We start from the raw sequence: 18,082 nt of genomic DNA on the forward strand, positions 1-18,082 counted from the left end.
CGGCCTCAACATTGCTCTGCTAGCGTCCTGGATGAAACTTGGCTGAGGTAAGTCTGATGATGCGCTTTGGACCGGGCCTGCTTGCGGCTGCTTTCCTTTCCGTCACTGGCGTTCATGCCCAAGAGAAAGTCACCCTCTCCGATTTGAACTGGACGGGGGCAAAGGCCATCGCCCACGTGATCAAGGCGGTGATTGAAGGCCCACTGGATTCCGAGGCGGAGATCATTCCGGGGCTGAGCGATTTTGCAATTATTGCGACAGGGATGGACAAAGGGGACGGCTCCATTGACGTGTTCACCGACAGTTGGCTACCCAATCACCAGGACATCTGGGACAAGTTTATTGTGGAATCGCGAACCATTGCCCACAACGAGCCCTATCGGGCCACCCAGGGAACGTTTGTTCCCCGCTACATGGCGGATCGAATCCAGTCTTTTGAGGACTTGGCCGACCCTGAGATTGCAGCCCTGTTCGACAAGGACGGCAACGGCAAAGGCGAGTATTGGCCAGGTGACGCCAATTGGGGTTCCACCAAGCTGCTGCAGATCAAATTTGAGAGCTATGGTCTCAGCGAACTCTGGGAGCCGGAGATTTATTCCGATGCAACCTTCAAGGCTCAGTTAAAGGCAGCAATTGTTGCCCAAGAGCCCATTCTTTTCTATTACTGGACACCGGAATGGATCCACGCAGCCTATGACCTGGTTGCCTTGGAGGAGCCCGACCGTACGGAGGGCTGTGAAGATCTTAAGCTGGATCAGGAGGATTGGTTAGAGGCATCCACCTTCACTTGCAAGTACGACAATGCAAGGGTCTATGTGGCTTACTCCAAGTCCCTTGAGCAGCGCAATCCCGTTGTCGCAAAATTCTTGTCACAGATTAAACTGGACCCTGACGTGATCAATGAATGGATTCTCAAAATTGGACGCGACAACGAAGATCCCCAAGATGTTGCCGAGGCCTGGATTGAGGCAAACCCGGATACGGTGAATCAATGGATTCGTTAGAAAAATCTTCACTCCTCTTTGTTGACGCCGAAGGCGCCCAATATTGAACCGAAGGTCAGGCTGGAGGCGCTGTGCATCTCTGCCAGGCCTGCACGGTGTTGCACAGCAGCATGGCAACGGTCATGGGGCCCACCCCGCCCGGAACGGGGGTGATGTGGCTGGCAAGGGGTTCCACCGCCGCGAAACACACATCTCCCCGCAAGGTTCCCTGTGTACCCTGCTGTTGAGGTGGCACTCGGTGAATGCCCACGTCCACCACCACGGCTCCAGGCCGTACCCAGTCCGCCCCCACCAGACCCGGCTTCCCTGCAGCAACCACCAGCAATTCCGCCTGACGGCAGTGGTCAACCAGATCCCGGGTGCGGGAGTGGGCCACAGTGACCGTGGCATTGGCCTGCTGCAACATGATCCCCATGGGTCGTCCCACCAGGATGCTGCGGCCAATCACCAGGGCGCGGATCCCGTCCAGAGCAATGCCGGCATGGTCCAGCAAGGCCATGACCCCTGCCGGGGTACAGGAGCGTAGTCCCGGCTCACCCCGCATCAGACGGCCCAAGTTGAGGGGATGCAATCCATCCACGTCCTTGGCTGGATCCACGGCCAGGAGCAGTTGGCGGGCATTCAGCGTGGAAGGGATCGGAAGCTGCACCAGGATGCCGTTACAGGACGGACTCCCGTTGAGCTGGTGAATGCTCTCCAGAACTTGCTGTTGGCTGGCGGTGGCTGGATGGTGGATGATCCGGCTCTCAATACCAACCCGGCCACAGGCCTGCGCCTTTTTGCGCACGTAGACTCCACTGGCCGGATCATCCCCAACCCGCACCACCGCCAGGCCAGGCGGACAAGTGGTGCAACCAGCGGTGGCCAGGTGCTGGGCAATGGCTGACCTGAGGCTGGCCTCATGGCGAGCAGCCAGCAACCGGCCATCAAGACGTTTTGCCATGGGCTCCGAAAGACATGCAGCAAGCTGCTGGGGCGGGGCTAAAGTTGGGGCATCGATGCCCGATGCAAAATTTATAGAACCATAGTCCGCTGGATCCGCCATCTCTGCAACGGTGGCCTGCCCAGAGCCCTGTTGAACCTTGCCCATCTCTTGCATTGCTTCTGGTGGACGCAACAACCGCGGCCATGGTCGCGACCGTGGCCATGGTCCGGGTGGATGGCTGTTGTTTTGGCGGCACTGCTGGTGGGCATCCTCTCCAGTTGGCCCCTCTTGCGGGAGCCGGTGTTGGCTGTGGGGGCCATCGCAGAGCAGGACTACCGGGCACCGGCATCTGCGCAGGTGATTGACCGGGCCGCCCTGCAGGCCAGGCGCAGCGACCTGGGTCTCCGCACGGTGGTCCACGTGACTGACAGCCAGCAAAACCTGCTCCTGAAGAGCGCCTTGGAGCGAAGTCTTGGAGAACTGGGTCGCAGCATTGCCACGGACGACCTGGCGGTGCCTCCCATTGATCTATCGAGGGAAGAGCTGGAAGATCAGCAACAACTGCAGGGGGACGACCGGCAGGCCTGGGAGCAGGAGGTTCTTGATGCCCAACAGCGCATGTTGGCTCAAGGGTTGGTGGCGTCCATCTCCGAGCAGAGTTTGCGAAGTGCCGCCCAGCAGCAATTATCCGCCCTGTCTGAATCCAAGCTGCAGCAGCAGGTGGGTGCCAAACTCCTGGTTCGCTCACTCCTGGGCAAGACCAACCTGCGGGCAGATCCTGACCTCACCCGCAAGCTAACCGAGAAGCTCCTGAATCAGAACGCCGAGGTGATCCAGGTCAAAACCGGCGACCTCATTGTTAGGCGCGGTGAGCAGATCAGTTCACGGCAGTTTGACGTGCTGGACCACTTCAACTTTGTGCCCCGTCGGCTCCAGTTGGAAAACTGGGCCTGGCGCTTTGGTGAAGCCGTTCTGGGATCATGGCTGGTGGTGCAGGTGGCGCGCCGCTGGAACCCCCGACTGCAGCCCCATCACGGGTTGGTGCTTTTGCTCACCATGGCCCTGGTTCAGGGGGTCAAGCTCTGGTTGAGGGCAGCGGTCAGCCCGCTGGCTGTTCTGGTTCCACCCACCTTTTTGCTGGCGGAGGTCATGGGCACGGGCACAGCCTTGGGCTGGTTGGCCCTGGCTTCAGCCCTTTGGCCCTTCCCCATGGACAACATGGGCCTGCTCCGGGTGCTGGTTGCCTTCCTTGTCGCCGCCATCGCCGCACTAACAGCCGGTTATCAGCGGAGTCGTGCCCAACTGTTGCAGACCGCCACCCTGCTGACCCTGGCGGCGCTCCTTCTGCAGATGCTCACGTTCCGGGTAGCGGAGCAGATGAGGGTGGTGTCTGTGGGATTGCTGAGCAGTGGGGAGCCACTGGGAGAAGGATTGGTCATGGGGGCAATCCTGCTTCTCGGCCTTAACCTGGCGCCGGCGTTGGAAAATACCTGTGGCCTGGTGAGCCGCAGCCGCTTGTTGGAGTTGGCTGATTTGCAACGTCCGTTGCTGCGGCGCCTCTCCAGGGAAACGCCGGGCACCTTTGAGCACACGCTCATGATCTGTGGTTTGGCTGAAGAGGGAGCCAGGGCCATTGGGGCGGACGTGGACCTGGTGCGTACCGGCTCTCTCTATCACGACATCGGCAAGCTCCACCGGCCCCAATGGTTCATCGAGAATCAATCCGATGGGCTCAATCCCCATGAACTCTTGAACGATCCGTGGACCAGCGCCAAGGTGTTGCAGGCCCATGTGGACGAGGGCCTGCGCATGGCCCGTCGGGCCCGTCTACCCCAGTCCGTCTGCGACTTCATTCCGGAGCACCAGGGCACCATGCGCATGGAATACTTCTGGCACGCCGCCCGGAAGCACGATCCCATGGCCCAGGAGAAGGACTTCCGTTATCGGGGACCCACCCCCCGCTCACGGGAAACCGGAATTCAGATGCTGGCCGATGGTTGTGAAGCAGCGCTGCGCTCCCTGCCGCCCGAGGTGGGCGAGGGGGAAGCCCACGCCACCGTGCGCCGCATTGTGGACTCCCGCATCCGGGATGGGCAACTGGTCCAGTCGGGGCTCAGCCGCATGGAACTGGAGTTAGTGGTGGACGCCTTTGTGAAGGTGTGGAAGCGGATGCACCATCACCGCATTCCCTATCCCATTGCTCCCAAAGACATCATTACCAGCTAAGGCAGCACCCGCGAGGGAACCGCTCACCCCTTCACACCACTGGCGGCACTGCTGGGCAGGATCAACCGCTGTACCATGGTGAACAGCGCCAGCACCGGCAGAATCGAGACCACGGCCCCGGCAGCCACCAGGCGCCAGTCCAGCGAAAAACTGCTGGAGAGTTGCTGCAGGCCCAGGGGCAACGTGTAAAGCCGTGGATCATCCAGAATGACGAGAGGCCAGAGGAAATCGCTCCAGGTGCCAATAAACACAAATACCGCCAGGGTGATCAGGTCAGCCCTGGCGGCAGGAATCAGCACGTTCCACCAACGCCCCAGGGCAGTGCAGCCGTCCATCTGGGCAGCCTCTTCCAGTTCCTGAGGGACACCGAGAAAACTCTGGCGCAGAAGAAAAATGCCAAAGGCCGTGGCGGCATTGGGAAGGATCAAGGCCATGTGGGTGTTGCGCAAGCCCACCTGCACCATCACCAGGTAGAGGGGAATCATCACCACCTGAAACGGAATCAGGATGGTGGCCACCACCAGGGCCAGCACCAGGCCACGGCCGGGGAAGTGGAGCCGGGCCAGAGGGAAGGCCGCCAGGCTGCAGAAGAGGAGATTGGCCGTGACCGCAACGGCGCTCACCACCGCGCTGTTGAGCAGATAGCGCAGAATCAGGGTGTCCTGGAACAGGCGCTTGTAGGCCGCCAGGCTGGGGGTTCGGGGCCACAACTGGGGGGGTGTCTGGAAAATGTCCTCACCGGGTCCCTTCAGGGACGTACTCACTAGCCAGAGAAGGGGCAGGAGCACCAGCAGGGCCATGGCCAGCAGAAACGCCAACTGGAAACCCGGCCCCAAGCGCAGTGGGGGACGGGGGGAAACCTCAGGATTTGACGGAGGAGTTCGTGTCTTCACTGTCTGCCATGGTGCTGGCCACAAGGCCCAACTGGAGGCCTGGAGGATAGCCGCCAAGGCGTTGGATCTGGCCGAGGAAAGCCTCGGGGAGGCGAATGCCCAAACCTTTGCAGACTGCCTTCACCAGGTCCACCCGGTCGATGGTGCCACTGGGCAGACCCGCCCCACTGAGCACCAGTAGGCGCGCCTCGGGAGCCTGTTCCAAGGCCAGGGCCGCCTGCCAAAGGGGGGTGCTGTCCCGGATGCTGGGGATCTCCTCCCTGGGCTGGAGCCGTTGACTCACGCTTTCCCGTGACCAGCATTGCACCGGCAGCGCCTTGAGCGTCTCGGGCTGGAAACGGCCCAGCCAGCGGTGGCCCTCGTACACCAGCAGCCAGTCTTGAGGTCCCATCTCCGCTGCCTCCCCAGCCAGTTGGCGGCTGACGGTCCGGAGATCCAACTGGGCATCCAGAACACGGTAGCGCCGCCCCTGCACCTGTTGCACCCGCAGCTGCAGGAGTTGGTCTTGCAGGCGCAGCAGTTGCAACTGGGCGCTGGCGGCTTCCAGCCCAAACCATCCCAGCAACCCGAGCCAGAGACCGGAGGAGGTGCGCCACACCAGGACAAGCCAGAGGCCGGAAGCAATGGCCGTAATGGCCAGAACCAGGCCAGTCGCAGCTGCCACCTGAATGCCCCGACGACGGCTGCCGCTGAAGTGCCACACCAGGGCCTTCACAATCAGGCCCCCATCCAGGGGGAGACCTGGCATTAGATTGAAGACCCCCAGAACAAGGTTAAGGATCATCAGCCGCTGGCAGACCAGCGCCGCAATGGGCTGGGTCGCCTCGATGAGGTTGGCCAGCAGGAAGAAGCTCAGGGCCAGGGTAAAGCTGACGGCAGGTCCTGCCGCTGCCACCTGCAGGGCCGCAAGGGCTGAGCGGCACTCCTTTTCAAGGGTGGCCACGCCACCGAAGAGAAAAAGGGTAATGCTGCGCACCTTGACCCCATGGCGGAGCGCCACCAAAGAATGGCCCAGCTCATGGAGCAGCACGGAGCCAAACAGCAGCAGCACCGTCAACAAACCCAGCAGCCAGATGCCAAGTGCGGCGACCGCCAACTGACGATCCTGTAGCAACCGGCCGTACTGCCCCTGAAACAACACCGTGGCCAGGCCCACGATCAACAGCCAACTGGGATGAACCCGTAGGGGAATACCGCAAACGGCACCGATTGTCCAGGCTTTTCCCATGGAATCCCTCAGCCTTCCCTTATCTTAGAAAGTGGAGCAAACGTGCAGCGCTTTTGGTAATGGGGGAGATCCCAACCATGGGCAGTGTCCCGGTTCAAGTGAAGATCTGCGGGCTGACCACGCCACGGCAAGCCCAGGCCGTGGTGGCTTGCGGCGTACAGGCCATTGGGGTGATTGCCGTGGCGGGCTCGCCCCGTTGGGTACCACCATCAGTCAGTCAGGCCATTTGGACCGTTGTCCAGGAACAAAATCCTTCCGTGGAGCGGGTGCTGGTCGTTGCTAATGGGGACGATGATCAGCTTGATGCCTATTTGGCCACCCAAGACAACCGGCAACGCCCCACGGTTCTTCAACTTCATGGACAGGAACAACCGGAACGCTGCCGTCAGTTGGGCCAACGTTGGGGATTGCCCATCTGGAAAGCCCACCGCATTGGCAGTCCCGAGAACTTGCGCACAACCCAGCAGCACCGGGACGGGGCCGCGGCCCGGTTGTTTGATGCCCATGTTCCCCGGCAACTGGGGGGAACAGGCCGGCAGCTTCCCCTCACCTGGTTTGGTCACCAGCGGCTTTCCGGTCCATGGTGGCTGGCTGGAGGCCTGGGACCGGACAACGTGGCTGCCACCCTTCAGCAATTGGCAACCATGGGGGTGCGCCCTGACGGCGTGGATGCATCCAGCGGCCTGGAGTACGCCCCGGGCCGGAAAGATCTGCGCCGCTGCGCCGCCTTTGTGGCAGCGGTGCGAGGCGCCGGTGTGTGAACCTCAGAGCAGGCTCTCCTGTTGGCGAATGAGGTCGAAGAACTCCTTCTTCATGGAGGCATTGCTGCGGAAACTGCCCCGCACCACACTGTTCACCATGGAGGCCTGGGGTTCTTTCACACCACGCCATTTCATGCAGTAATGCTGAGCCTTGAGCACAATGCCCAGTCCCCGGGGTTTGCAGAGGGCCTCGATTTCATCAGCCAGGATGATCACGGCCTCCTCCTGGATGTGGGGCCTGGAAAACACCCAATCGGCGATGCGGCTGAATTTGCTTAAGCCAATGACCCGTTCACCAGGCTGGATGCCAATCCAGCAGTAGCCCAGGATGGGGACCAGGTGGTGGGAGCAGGCGGAGCGCACCGTGATTGGACCAACGGTGTAAATCTCGTCCAGTTCCCTCACATTGGGGAAAGACGCCACCTTGGGCTGGGGGTGGTAGCGCCCTTTGAACACCTCGTGGAGGTACATCTTGGCCACCCGCTCCGCAGTTTCCGCAGTGTTGTGGTCGTTGTCCACGTCAATGACCAACGTCTTAAGCAGGCCACGCACCTGTTCCACCACCTCTTCCTGTAAGTTCTCCAACTCCCCCTCTTCAAGGTAGGCGGCGATATTGTCGTTGGCAAAGAAAGAGGCCCGCGCCGCCTGGAGGCGTTGGCGGATGCGGGCGCTGGTGGTGGATGGGGTGGCTGGTCTTGTCGCCCTGTCAGCCGTGCCAGTGACAGATAGCGGCAGATGGGGCGCCACGTCAAAATCCGCCTCCAGGGACGGCATGGGTTTCAGATCGTCAAGAGTCATCATTCAAAAGTGATCAAAGCGCTCCAGCGGCCGGGAGCAAGGTGAGGGTCTCGATGCGCTGCCTTGGGGGCTGTTCTGCCAACTGGAGGAGAGCATGAGCAACATGTTCTGGATCCAGCATGGCACGGCGATCCAGGTCAACGTGGACGGTTGGGGTGTCCCACAGGGGCGTATTAACCGCACCCAGGGTGACGGTTGTGACGCGAATGTCTCGGGATGCCTCCTCCAGGGCCAGGAAGCGACTGAAAGCCGCCAGGGCCGCCTTGGTCATGCCGTAGCCTCCCCACTCCGGGAAAGCATGGTCGGCAGCATGGCTGCCAATGTTGATGATCAAGCCACCTCCCGCCGAGCGCATCCCCGGCAGCACCACCTGGGTCACCTGCAGCACACTGGTGAGGTTGAGTTGCACCAGCCACTGCCAGTCCTGGAGGGACATGGTGGCCAGGGGAGCCGTGTAGCCGGCCCCGGCATTATTGATCAACACCCCGGGAGGTCCCCCTGCAGCCAGGAGTGTCTCCACACTGGTCGGGATGTCTTCCGCCTTGCTCAAATCCACCATGGCCCAGTGAACTACGGCGCCCTGGCTCCGCAACTCGCTGGCCAGGGCGTCCAACGCGGGACCGTCACGGGCCAGGAGTTGTAATGCCCAACCCCGGGCTGCAAAGCAGCGGGCTGTGGCAGCGCCAATTCCTCGGGAGGCGCCTGTGATCAGGGCAGAGCGGCGCATCGACGACGAGGATGAGGTGGGTAATGTCAGAGGGACGCGTGCAAGGGAAGCAATGATCCCCAACAGGATCATTACAAGACTTTAAGGGATGGCGTCGTCGCCTGTCTCCAGCACCCGGCCCATGCGGCGGAACTTTTCATAGCGACGCTCCAAAAGCTCTTCCGGGCCGAGGGCCTGCAACACCTTGAGGTGGCGGAGAATCACCTCCTTGAGGGCCGCCACCGCCTGTTTGGGGAAGGCGTGGTTCCCCCCCAGGGGCTCAGGGATCACCTCATCCACCAGTTCCAAGTCTCGCAACTGCCGGGCGGTGATCTGCAGGGCCTGGGCGGCGTCAGCAGCCTTTTTTGCATCCTTCCAGAGGATGGCGGCGCAGGCCTCGGGGCTGGCCACGGTGTAGATGCTGTACTCGAACATCATCAGGTGGTCCACAATGCCGATCCCCAAGGCGCCGCCCGAGCCACCCTCACCGATGACGCAGCCGAGGATGGGCACCCGCAGGGCAAACATTTCCCGCAGGTTGGCCGCAATGGCCTCCCCCTGTCCCTGTTCTTCCGCCTTGAGGCCCGCATAGGCTCCGGAGGTGTCGATGAACATGAGTAGGGGCAACTGAAAACGGTTCCCATGGCGCATGAGTCGCAGGGCCTTGCGGTAGCCCCCCGGGGATGCCATGCCAAAGTTGCGGGCCATTTTTTCCTTGGTGTCCCGCCCCTTTTGATGGCCCATCAGCAACAGGGGGACACCGTCAATGGTGCCGACACCGCCTACCAGGGCGGTGTCGTCGTTGCCGCAGCGATCCCCATGGAGTTCATACCAAGTGTCGCACAGGGTTTCGATGTAGTTGAGGGTGTTGGGACGCTGGGGATGGCGGGCCACCTGAATCACCTGGGACGGGGTGAGATTGGCGTAGATCTCCTGCCGTCGCTTGGCCACCAGTTGTTCCAGTTGCTCCACCTGTTGACTCACGTCCAGATCACTGTTTTCCGAGTCGAGGCGAATCTGCTGGATTTTGGCCTCCAAATCCGCCAGGGGCCGCTCGAAGTCCAGGACATGTTGGCTTGATTTGGCCATGACAGCACTCAGGAGATGGAAAGCGCGGGAGCCGTCACCAGATCACTCAGGCCCAAGGCCCGGAAGCCATGGCGCACGGATGCCTGACCAATTTTCTCCATGGCCACCAGGCTGATGTTGTTGCGCCCCCAACTGAAGTTGGTGTGCCAGCCTTCAAACTCCAGCAACATGGCCTCCGCAAAGCAGGCAAACATCTGGCGATTCGGGCGCTCCATTTCGGCAATCTGCATCATGTGCCAGCCAATATCGCGCCAGAACTCCACAATGCCTCCTTTCAGCACATGGAGGTGGGGGGCGTGGATGCGGGTGTCCAGATTTTTCGGGTAGCCCCCGTCCACCATCAAGCAGGGACGCCGCAGGGTGTTGGTGTTGACCTCCACGTTTTTGGGCAGGCTGGCCACCCACACCACCACGTCCGCTTGTGGCAGAGCTTCCTCCAGTTGCAGGATGTTGCCGCCAGCCAACTCCTGCTGGAGCGTCTCCAGCCGTCCCTGGTGACGGGCCACCAGCAACAACTCCTTCACACCGGTGTGCTGCTTGAGCCAACGGCAGACGGCGCTGCCGATGTCCCCGGTGGCGCCCACCACGGCCACCACGGCCTTTTCCAGGGCAATGCCCAGGCGCGGCGCATTGTCTTCCACCTGTCGGCAAATGATCCAAGCGGTGTGGGTGTTGCCGGTGGTAAAGCGTTGCCACTCCAGCATGGTGGAGCGCACCTTCTGAAAGCGGGCCAAGTCGAAGTTTTCAAAGATAATGGAGGTGAACCCCCCCAGGGCCGTGACACTGAACCCGTTTTTCTGGGCATAGGCCATGGCGTTCTGCACCTTGCGGGCCGCCGTTTTGAAGCGGGCCGGCAACATCTCCGGCAAGAAGCAGGAGTCGATGTAGCCGCCTGTGATCTCCTTGCCCGTCGGGCTTTTCACGGTGAAGGTCTCCAGCAACTGTGGGGGGGTGCTGCACCAAGTGTCCAGATCCCCCTTGGCGTGCTCCATATAGCCCAACTCCTCTGCCCGTTTCCTGGCCACAGCAAAGCTGGTGGAGTGACCGATCAGTCCAAACATGTACAGTTTTAATCTGTGGGAAACCTAAAGCCTCAGCCGAGCCCCTGGGCGCTCATCCTGATGATCTCCCGGGTGGTGAAGCCCACATCGCTGAGGGCCTCCTGGTAGCCGATCAAGAAGTCTTCAATCAGGTTTTCCTTCTCCATCCGCAGTTGGGCGGCATCGGTCTCCACGGTGTTGAGCATGGTTTTGATGAGGGGAAGGTTGGCCTTATTTGCTGTCATGAGTTCCTCCTTCACCTGGTCGAAGTGGGCCTTGAGCCACGCTTGACCGTAGTTGAGGTGAAGATATTCGTCCTTCACCACCGCTTCGGTCACCCGGCGGGCAAAAGGGTCGGCCACGGGGATATAGATGTGATAGGCGGAAATGGAGAAGGCCTCAATCAGAATGGCTTGAATCAACAGACAGGTGGGCACCTTGCCTTCGGCCAGGGCCGCCTGGAAGTTGTTCCGCAGGGGCGCAAAAAAGTCCTTGGCAAAGTCCATATCGGGCGTCACCTTCAAGTTCTTGCCACAGGCCTGGAAGCCGCGCATGTGCTTCAGTTCCATGAGGGCCAACCGCCCCAACTCCTCGGCCTGCTCCGGCACCAGGGTGCCAAGGGCCTTGTAGTTGTCGCAGGCCTCCTGCTCCCCCTCAATCACGATGCCGTTGATGCGGCTGTAGGCGTCCTTGTAGGCTGCTGACGTGAAGTCGGGCAAGGAGGCAACCAGGCCGGTTGTGGGGGCGGAGAGATTAGGACTAGGCGCAGTGGCGGGAGTTGACATGAATTGTGGTGCGTTGTGATGGGTTTATACTCTATCCGAAGACTCAGCCGCTCCCCGGGGCGGCCATGAACTGCCCAGTAGCGTGGTGAATGTTGTGATCCACCCCTGCACCAGCTTTTGATTCAGGGCAGCCCCCAAGGACGCAGTGGCCCCATGGGGGCTGCCCACGGTCCCTGATCGACTCAGGGCCTTTGTGGTCCAGGCGCTGGGGCAGCGTCCCTCCAGGGACAGGCCGGCCGGCGGTGGGGGCGGCGGTTCGGCAACGGCTTGGTGAAGCTGCACCAGGTTTGGTGCCATGTAAAGCATCAGGCTGGTTTCCGCCAGGCCGGCATGGAGATCTTCACGGCGCTCAGGCTCCGGAACCAGGTCCATCACCCCGTCCACATCCCAGAGAAACCAGGCATGGACACCCAGTTGGGGATGGCGTCCGTGGACCTGCCGCGCCGCCACGTCCAGAAGACTGATCTGGCCCCCATGGCCGTTGAAGAGCACCAGCCGCTGGAAGCCTGAGCGGGCTAACGGTTCCGCAATGGCCTCCACCTGGGCCAGCATCACCTCTGCCGGCTGGGTGAAGCTCACCCCAAAGCGCCGGTGCTCCGGCGCAAAGCCCAGACTTTGCAGCGGCAGGGACCAAATGGGCAGCTGGTGAGGTAGAGCTTGCAGCACCTGGTGGAGCACCTGCTCCGCAAAAAAGCCGTCGGTCCCCAACGGCAAATGGGGACCGTGTTGCTCCAGGCTACCCCAGGGCACCACGACGGTGCTGCCGTCACAGGCAGCGGCTCGCTTCGCCTCCGGCCAACTCAGGTGGTGGAGACCACGGTGCTGCTCAGGATTCATGGGCAGACTAACGATCAGGGGTAATCGGTCCATAATGCCCCCAGCCCACCCATTGCCGATGAAGGCGAAAGACGTCAAACGCCCCACCGACAGAGACATCGGTCTCTCAATCCTCAAAATCAACAAATCCGAGGTGCGGCAGCGGACTAAGGACGGCTCACCACCAACAGAAGGGCCGCCCCCGTCGCCTGTGGGTCTTGATGGGCCGCTGGATCCGGTGTTGGAAAGCGCTGCGGGCCTGCCGTCCTACACGCCCCGCAGCGTGGATGATGTTGACTTTGATGAAGAAGCCTTCCAATCGGCCCTGGCTGACAGCGCCAGCGGCGGCGCCAAAGGGGAGGAGGTATGTGGCACGGTGATTAGCCACGAAAGTGACGGTGTCTATGTGGATATCGAGGGCAAGGCCCCTGGCTGGCTGCCCAGGCAGGAGTGTGGTTTCGGAGTCATCACCGACATGGCGGCCCAGTTCCCCCAAGGGAAGCAACTGAAGGTGCTGGTGACGGGTGAGCAGAACGCCGAAGGCATGGTCACCGTCAGTTGCCGGGCCCTCATGGTGCGGGACAGTTGGACAACCGTGACGCGGCTCGCCCAGGAGGCTGCCGTGGTGCAAGTCGTCATCAGCGGCTTCAACCGTGGTGGCTGCACCTGCACCGTGGAGGGTCTACGGGGGTTTATTCCCCGCTCGCAACTGGTGGACGGGGACAACCACAATGCACTGGTGGGCAAAACCCTTGGGGTCACCGTTCTTGAGGCCAACCCCAAGACCTCCAAGCTGGTGCTCTCGGAGAAGCAGGCATCCCGTACCCGGCGCTTTGCCCAGTTGAACGTGGGGGATTTGGTGACGGGTCAAATCAGTGGTCTGAAGCGGTTTGGCTATTTCGTGGACCTGGGACCCATCAGTGGCCTGCTGCATCAGCGCTGCATCAGTGCCGGCCATATCCGCGATTTACGGGAGGTGTTCAGCATGGGGGAGACCATCTCCGCCCTGGTGACGGACATTGACGCTGCCCGTGGTCGCATCGCCCTCAATACGGCGCTGCTGGAAAACCTGCCCGGTGAACTGCTGGTGGCCAAAGCTGAGGTGATGGGCCAGGCGGAGCAGCGGGCCGAGCGGGCGCGGGCTGCCCTGTTTCAGGAGCAGGAGCGTCAGCAGAAGCCACAGGCACCGTTATCCGGAGATGACAGCAGACCATGAGTGACTGGGAGGTGGATTTTTACAGCCGTCCACTGTTGGATCCGGACGGCCGCAAGCGCTGGGAACTGCTGGTGTGTGACACGCCGGCAATGGACACCCCACCCCAAACGGGTTTTCGTTTCCGTAGAGCCTGCCCGGCGGACCAGGTGAACTCCCTTTGGCTGGGAGAGGCCCTGGAGCAGGCTCTGGACGAGGCGGAAGCTGGCGGCCACAGCCGCCCACGGCGATTGCGATGTTGGCGCCAGGCCATGGTGGCCATGGTGCAGCGGGCCTCCGAACCCCTTGGTGTGGCGGTGGTGCCAAGCCGCCGTTGCTACGCCTTGATTGACTGGCTCCAGGAACGGCAGCGCACGGTCTATCCCCGGCAGGACGGCTATCTGGCCGGCCCAAGGGCTGCCCCCATGCCAACAACACCTGCACCCACCAAGCCCCTGCCCGATGCCGCCAGAGGCGACGCTTGGGAATGGGCATCCTTGCCGTTGACCAGCTTGAGGGAGGCTGGTGGCTGGCCGGTGGACTTTTCGGGTCTCATGTCTTTGCCCGCCCCAGTGGAACCGGGGGCCACCATACCCGGTGTGCGCCTCTTCGCCGGAGACCGGGCCCTGGCCGTGGCGGGATGGGTGGCAGGGTTGGAGCCCCTGAAGTTAGCCGTCAGCGACAACTGCCTGCTGCTGGAGGCCGGTCTGGATCAACGCTGGCTCCTGGGCCGCCTGGACCCCGGCGAGGCCAAAGCCGCTGCCACCACGCTGGCAGAGTCCTGTCAGTCCACGGCCGGCCTACAGTTTCTGTCCGTGCAAAATACCTCCCAAACGCAGCACCTTGCCGGCTTTTGGCTTCTCCGCGACCAGATCCTGCCCTGATGGCTGATCCCCCCTCTGCGCCCTTTGCAGACTGGCCAGATTCCACCTTCAACACTCTCAGTGGTTGGACCTGGGTGGGCTGCTACGGGGGCTATCTACTGCAATGCGATGCCCTGAAAGACTTTGCCCATGGGTTCTTTACGCGCCATTGGTCAGGCCGCGGACCGGCGGAGTTGGCGGGCTACCTGAGCCCCGGCCTCACGGTTCATCGCCTGCGCCAGGTGCATGGCGGCGCAGTGGTGACGGCCCGTGATGCGGTGGCTCCCCCCTGGCCGGAGGCGGATGGGCTCATCAGTACTGCAGGGGGGCAAAGCCTCTGGGTGTGCGGGGCGGATTGCACACCGGTGCTGCTGGCGGATCCCAGGACAGGGCATGTGGCGGTCTGTCATGGGGGTTGGCGCAGCCTAGCCGCCGGGGTGCTGGCCGCTGCCGTGGAACGGCTCATGGTCCAGGGGATGGAGCCTGCCACGCTGCAGGTGGCCCTGGGTCCAGCCGTTTCCGGCCCCTGCTATCAGGTGGAGCGCTCCGTGAGCAGCAAGGTGGCTGCCCCACTCCACGGGGATGGATGGCAACGGCTCCTGGCGGCTGGCCATGTGACGCCCGACCCCCAGCACAGTGACCAACAACCCCTGCAGGATCACCTGGATATTCGCGGAGCAGCTGCCTTGCAGCTTCAGGATTCAGGCATTCTGGCCAGCGCCATTCACACCTGCCCCTACTGCACCTTCCGTGAGGCAAAGCTGTTCCACAGTTGGCGACGGGATCAACGCAAGGCGGTGCAATGGAGCGGCATTGCGGGTCAGGCCATGGCCGGAGGGACCGGCTAGGCTCAACCGGAACAACCAGCCGCCGTCAGGGGCTGGGGAAGGGGATGGCATCGGTCCAGGGATAGATGTCCACCTGGGTCCAAATGCCCTGTGCCCAGTAGATATCCCCCTTCACCAGGGCCTCCACCTCTTCCTGGGACGGGGCCTCATAGACGCCAAACACATGGGTGCTCCCTGCGGTGGGACCCAGGGTCAGCAGCACCCCCCTGGCGTACTGCTCCCGTAGCCCCGCCAAGTGCTGCTCCCGATAGGGGGTCCGTTTGGTGAGGGCATCTGCACAGTAGCGGCCCCAGAGCACGAATTTCATGGCCCATGACGGATACGCCTCCTCCCATTCTTTACGTGTACTGGCCCCTCAGGTGATGGACACAGGGGAATCCAACCCCCGGCGCAACTCGGCGCAGAACGCCCCCACCACCGTGGCTGGAGGGTCGGATGGGCCGGCCGCAGCAATGCGCTTTACAAAAGCGCTGCCCACAATGGCCCCGTCACTGCCCCAGAGGCGCACCTGCCATGCCTGGGCGGCAGTGGAAATTCCGAAGCCCACGGCCACTGGTTGTCGGGCCAGGGATTTGAGTTGGCCAACCAGGGATGCCACCCGCTGGTCCATCTGCTCGCGGGTCCCTGTCACCCCTGTCACGCTCACCAGATAGATAAAGCCGCGGCTGGTCCGGGCAATCCGGGCCATGCGTTGGGGGGACGTGGTGGGCGCCACCAACAGCACCATGTCCAGCCCGGCAGCCGCCACCATGGGGGACAGGCGTTGCGCCTCCTCAAGGGGGAGATCCGGCACCACCAACCCCGCTGCGCCCACGGCGGCTGCACGGTCACAGAAGGTGTCTACCCCCATGTTGAGCAAGGGGTTGGCATAGGTGAACAGCACCACGGGCATGTGTAACTGCCCACGCAGACCCGCCAGCATGTCCAGCACACCCCCACAGGTGGCGCCCGCTGCCAAGGCCCGTCCAGCCGCGGCCTGAATCACCGGACCATCCGCCAGGGGATCGCTGTAGGGAATGCCCAATTCCACCAGATCAGCCCCCTGGTCCTGCAAGGCCAGCAGGCAGGCCGCTGTGGTGTCCAGGTCCGGATCACCAGCCATCAAAAAGGGCATCAAGGCGCAACGCCCCTGTTGGGCCAGGGTGGCAAAGCGGGCGCCGATGGCACTGGGTTCAGGCGAAGCGGGATTGCAGACCATCACTTAACTCATTCACTCAGCCGTTTGCCGGCTCGACGCGTCGCCAGACTCAGGGGCGGTGGAGGACAACAACTCCTGCTGCTCCGTTTCACTCAGGGCTTCAAAGCGTCGCAGCAATTCCTCGTCCGTGGCCTGATCGTAGCGCTGGCGGTAGTGCCTGCGCATTTGCATGAAGGTCATGTCGCCCCGCACAACCCGCCAGCCATAGCTGGCCACCCAGAGGATCACCACCAGCACCAGCAGGGCGGTGGACACCAATCCTGCGTTGAGTTCACCAAAGCCCGCCCATTGCAACACCTGGGGAAGCATCCCGCCAACAGCCAACAAGGCCAGGCCCAGCAGAAGCACGTGCCCTTTGGTCATGGCTTGTCATAGCGTCCCGCAGGACGTAAATTCACGAAGGGGGACAGCAGAATCAACCCCGGAAACAAAAGAAACACCAGTCCATAGCTTAGCAACCGCTCCACTTTGCCCATCCCGTGCCAACGTCGGTGGAGCCAGGCCATCAAGGCGCCAGGGGCCAGGACCAGATAGGTCACCCCCAGAACGCCAACCAGTCCCAGAAGCAGCAGGGTGTTGAATGATGGCATGGGCATGGGTCTACCAGCGGAGGGGTCACAGAGATTCAAAATACCGTACGTGGCGGGAAACCATGCCCGTGGTGGGATTTGAACCCGCACTGAGGCGATTTTTAAGTCGCCTGTCTCTGCCAGTTGGACTACACGCGCCGGCGTTGGGCTGAGGTCTTCAACCCAGGACAGACCGTCAAGGGGACTGCATGAATTGCATGCAGCAGGTTGCTAATCTGCATCAAGACGCAACTGGCTTCATGATCTCTTATGTCATTCTGCAACAATTTATTACATTCCCGCAAGAGATTCGGCGATTCTTCACCACTGAATTTCAGAGGGAAAGATAGTTATTCTAGACACATATAATTACAATTATGGAAATCAATCTTTCCAGGCGAAAATTTCTACTGGCCACCGCTGGCGCACCAGCGTCGCCACTTTGATCACAGGCTGCCCTTCTCCCCGTATGGCGCCCTTTATCACTGATCTTCCTATGGGGCACAGATCATCAAACCACAGCACTAGAAGACCGTCTTTCAGTCTGTGGATGCGGCCTTGCAGAGGTGCGGGACCAAGGGATTTCTCCACGCCAGGCGGCCTATAATTACAGCGTGGCCACGGCCGCCGGTTTTCTTGCCGCCAACGGGATTGTTCAGGCCTATGGAGAACCTTTTGGAATTGGCGCCGGACCACGTGATGCCAACTCGGAAGTTACCTACAGGATTGCTTTTGCAGAGACGGCGGCTGAAGTCTTCCAACAACCTTTCCTGTTTGAGCGCATTGCCTTCCTGAACCAGTTTCCCAACAACGAGGCCAAGGCCTTGGGGGTCCAATGGGGCAAGGCAGTGGGGCGGCGAATCTGTGAAACTCGCACCAATGACGGCTCCGAGCCCAGCGAAGTCAATTATTATCTTGGCCGTTACAGGCCGACGGTCCGATGTGTTGTGCTGGCACCCGACCGGTTCGTTCTACGGCGCCACACTGGGTCCGGCATTTGCATCGTTTGATCGGGGTTTACGTCCAGGATAGGGAAAAATGAAGTCCTGGATGATGACAAGCAGTTCACAGTTTCTTGGGAAAGTCTGGGAAATTGGATCTTTACAGCAGCGCGGGAGTCAGATTGAGCCTATTTTGAGCC

At 61.6% G+C, this 18,082-nt stretch carries 20 protein-coding genes; 7 read left to right on the forward strand and 13 right to left on the reverse strand.

Going from position 1 to position 18,082, the window contains the following annotated elements; genetic code table 11:
- Positions 1-38: 38 nt before the first annotated feature.
- The gene (locus FLM9_RS06110; protein WP_218969746.1) at positions 39-1,004 is read left to right on the forward strand and encodes an ABC transporter substrate-binding protein; all 966 of its coding nucleotides are present in this window, start codon (positions 39-41) and stop codon (positions 1,002-1,004) included.
- A gap of 55 nt (positions 1,005-1,059) precedes the next feature.
- On the opposite strand, the gene folD is transcribed toward FLM9_RS06110, so the two are convergent.
- Positions 1,060-1,947: a bifunctional methylenetetrahydrofolate dehydrogenase/methenyltetrahydrofolate cyclohydrolase FolD gene (folD, locus tag FLM9_RS06115; protein WP_074457754.1), complete on the reverse strand. Its 888-nt coding sequence runs from the start codon at positions 1,945-1,947 to the stop codon at positions 1,060-1,062.
- 216 nt (positions 1,948-2,163) lie between these two features.
- On the opposite strand from folD, the gene FLM9_RS06120 reads away from it, so the two are divergent.
- Positions 2,164-4,155, forward strand: coding sequence for an HDIG domain-containing metalloprotein (locus FLM9_RS06120; RefSeq protein WP_074457737.1), 1,992 nt, complete (start codon positions 2,164-2,166; stop codon positions 4,153-4,155).
- 23 nt (positions 4,156-4,178) lie between these two features.
- Here the strand turns inward: FLM9_RS06120 and FLM9_RS06125 are convergent, their stop codons facing one another.
- Both FLM9_RS06125 and FLM9_RS06130 read right to left on the reverse strand, forming a co-directional pair.
- Complete coding sequence (locus tag FLM9_RS06125) at positions 4,179-4,955, reverse strand: carbohydrate ABC transporter permease (protein WP_081340251.1); 777 nt, start codon at positions 4,953-4,955, stop codon at positions 4,179-4,181.
- Between the two features lie 61 nt (positions 4,956-5,016).
- A complete protein-coding gene (locus FLM9_RS06130; protein WP_074457738.1) occupies positions 5,017-6,276 on the reverse strand; it encodes a site-2 protease family protein in 1,260 nt (419 codons plus the stop codon).
- Positions 6,277-6,353: 77 nt separating this feature from the next.
- Here FLM9_RS06130 and FLM9_RS06135 point away from each other — a divergent pair, with 77 nt between their 5' ends.
- Positions 6,354-7,037 carry a phosphoribosylanthranilate isomerase gene (locus FLM9_RS06135; RefSeq protein WP_074457756.1) on the forward strand — a complete coding sequence of 228 codons (684 nt, stop codon included), beginning with the start codon at positions 6,354-6,356 and terminating at the stop codon, positions 7,035-7,037.
- Positions 7,038-7,040: 3 nt separating this feature from the next.
- Here FLM9_RS06135 and folE read toward each other — a convergent pair whose 3' ends face one another.
- The 6 genes from folE to FLM9_RS06165 all read right to left on the reverse strand — a co-directional run bounded on the left by folE (position 7,041) and on the right by FLM9_RS06165 (position 12,292).
- On the reverse strand, positions 7,041-7,811 hold the full coding sequence (gene folE / locus FLM9_RS06140; RefSeq protein WP_074457757.1) for a GTP cyclohydrolase I: 771 nt from the start codon (positions 7,809-7,811) through the stop codon (positions 7,041-7,043).
- A 37-nt stretch (positions 7,812-7,848) separates the two neighbouring features.
- Positions 7,849-8,562: an SDR family oxidoreductase gene (locus FLM9_RS06145; RefSeq protein ID WP_074457739.1), complete on the reverse strand. Its 714-nt coding sequence runs from the start codon at positions 8,560-8,562 to the stop codon at positions 7,849-7,851.
- Positions 8,563-8,643: 81 nt separating this feature from the next.
- Positions 8,644-9,630 (reverse strand): acetyl-CoA carboxylase carboxyltransferase subunit alpha, encoded by a 987-nt coding sequence (locus tag FLM9_RS06150; RefSeq protein ID WP_074457740.1) that lies wholly within the window; start codon positions 9,628-9,630, stop codon positions 8,644-8,646.
- A gap of 8 nt (positions 9,631-9,638) precedes the next feature.
- Positions 9,639-10,691: a long-chain acyl-[acyl-carrier-protein] reductase gene (locus FLM9_RS06155; RefSeq protein WP_074457741.1), complete on the reverse strand. Its 1,053-nt coding sequence runs from the start codon at positions 10,689-10,691 to the stop codon at positions 9,639-9,641.
- A 32-nt stretch (positions 10,692-10,723) separates the two neighbouring features.
- Positions 10,724-11,455, reverse strand: a complete 732-nt coding sequence (locus FLM9_RS06160; RefSeq protein ID WP_074457742.1) for an aldehyde oxygenase (deformylating) — start codon at positions 11,453-11,455, stop codon at positions 10,724-10,726.
- 24 nt (positions 11,456-11,479) lie between these two features.
- Entirely contained in the window at positions 11,480-12,292 is an 813-nt protein-coding gene (locus tag FLM9_RS06165) for a creatininase family protein (RefSeq protein WP_074457743.1), read from the reverse strand.
- A gap of 58 nt (positions 12,293-12,350) precedes the next feature.
- Here FLM9_RS06165 and FLM9_RS06170 point away from each other — a divergent pair, with 58 nt between their 5' ends.
- The 3 genes from FLM9_RS06170 to pgeF are packed head-to-tail and all read left to right on the forward strand — an operon-like array spanning position 12,351 to position 15,174.
- The gene (locus FLM9_RS06170; RefSeq protein WP_257243031.1) at positions 12,351-13,487 is read left to right on the forward strand and encodes a S1 RNA-binding domain-containing protein; all 1,137 of its coding nucleotides are present in this window, start codon (positions 12,351-12,353) and stop codon (positions 13,485-13,487) included.
- Complete coding sequence (locus FLM9_RS06175; RefSeq protein ID WP_074457745.1) at positions 13,484-14,347, forward strand: Tab2/Atab2 family RNA-binding protein; 864 nt, start codon at positions 13,484-13,486, stop codon at positions 14,345-14,347. Before FLM9_RS06170 ends, FLM9_RS06175 begins: the two co-directional genes overlap by 4 nt.
- A complete protein-coding gene (gene pgeF / locus FLM9_RS06180; protein WP_074457746.1) occupies positions 14,347-15,174 on the forward strand; it encodes a peptidoglycan editing factor PgeF in 828 nt (275 codons plus the stop codon). Before FLM9_RS06175 ends, pgeF begins: the two co-directional genes overlap by 1 nt.
- A gap of 25 nt (positions 15,175-15,199) precedes the next feature.
- Here pgeF and FLM9_RS06185 read toward each other — a convergent pair whose 3' ends face one another.
- The 4 genes from FLM9_RS06185 to ndhL are packed head-to-tail and all read right to left on the reverse strand — an operon-like array spanning position 15,200 to position 16,968.
- A complete protein-coding gene (locus FLM9_RS06185) occupies positions 15,200-15,481 on the reverse strand; it encodes a YciI family protein (protein ID WP_074457747.1) in 282 nt (93 codons plus the stop codon).
- Positions 15,482-15,529: 48 nt separating this feature from the next.
- The gene (gene trpA / locus FLM9_RS06190; RefSeq protein WP_074457748.1) at positions 15,530-16,372 is read right to left on the reverse strand and encodes a tryptophan synthase subunit alpha; all 843 of its coding nucleotides are present in this window, start codon (positions 16,370-16,372) and stop codon (positions 15,530-15,532) included.
- Positions 16,373-16,384: 12 nt separating this feature from the next.
- On the reverse strand, positions 16,385-16,735 hold the full coding sequence (locus FLM9_RS06195) for a DUF3007 family protein (RefSeq protein ID WP_074457749.1): 351 nt from the start codon (positions 16,733-16,735) through the stop codon (positions 16,385-16,387).
- Positions 16,732-16,968 (reverse strand): NAD(P)H-quinone oxidoreductase subunit L, encoded by a 237-nt coding sequence (gene ndhL, locus FLM9_RS06200; protein ID WP_074457750.1) that lies wholly within the window; start codon positions 16,966-16,968, stop codon positions 16,732-16,734. The genes FLM9_RS06195 and ndhL overlap by 4 nt, the downstream gene beginning before the upstream one ends.
- A gap of 539 nt (positions 16,969-17,507) precedes the next feature.
- Between ndhL and FLM9_RS06205 the strand changes: the two genes are divergently transcribed.
- On the forward strand, positions 17,508-17,951 hold the full coding sequence (locus FLM9_RS06205) for a hypothetical protein (protein WP_074457751.1): 444 nt from the start codon (positions 17,508-17,510) through the stop codon (positions 17,949-17,951).
- Positions 17,952-18,082 lie beyond the last annotated feature (131 nt).

Source organism: Candidatus Synechococcus spongiarum (genome assembly GCF_900047545.1).
In the GTDB taxonomy this organism is placed as follows: Bacteria; Cyanobacteriota; Cyanobacteriia; order PCC-6307; family Cyanobiaceae; genus Synechococcus_B; species Synechococcus_B spongiarum_C.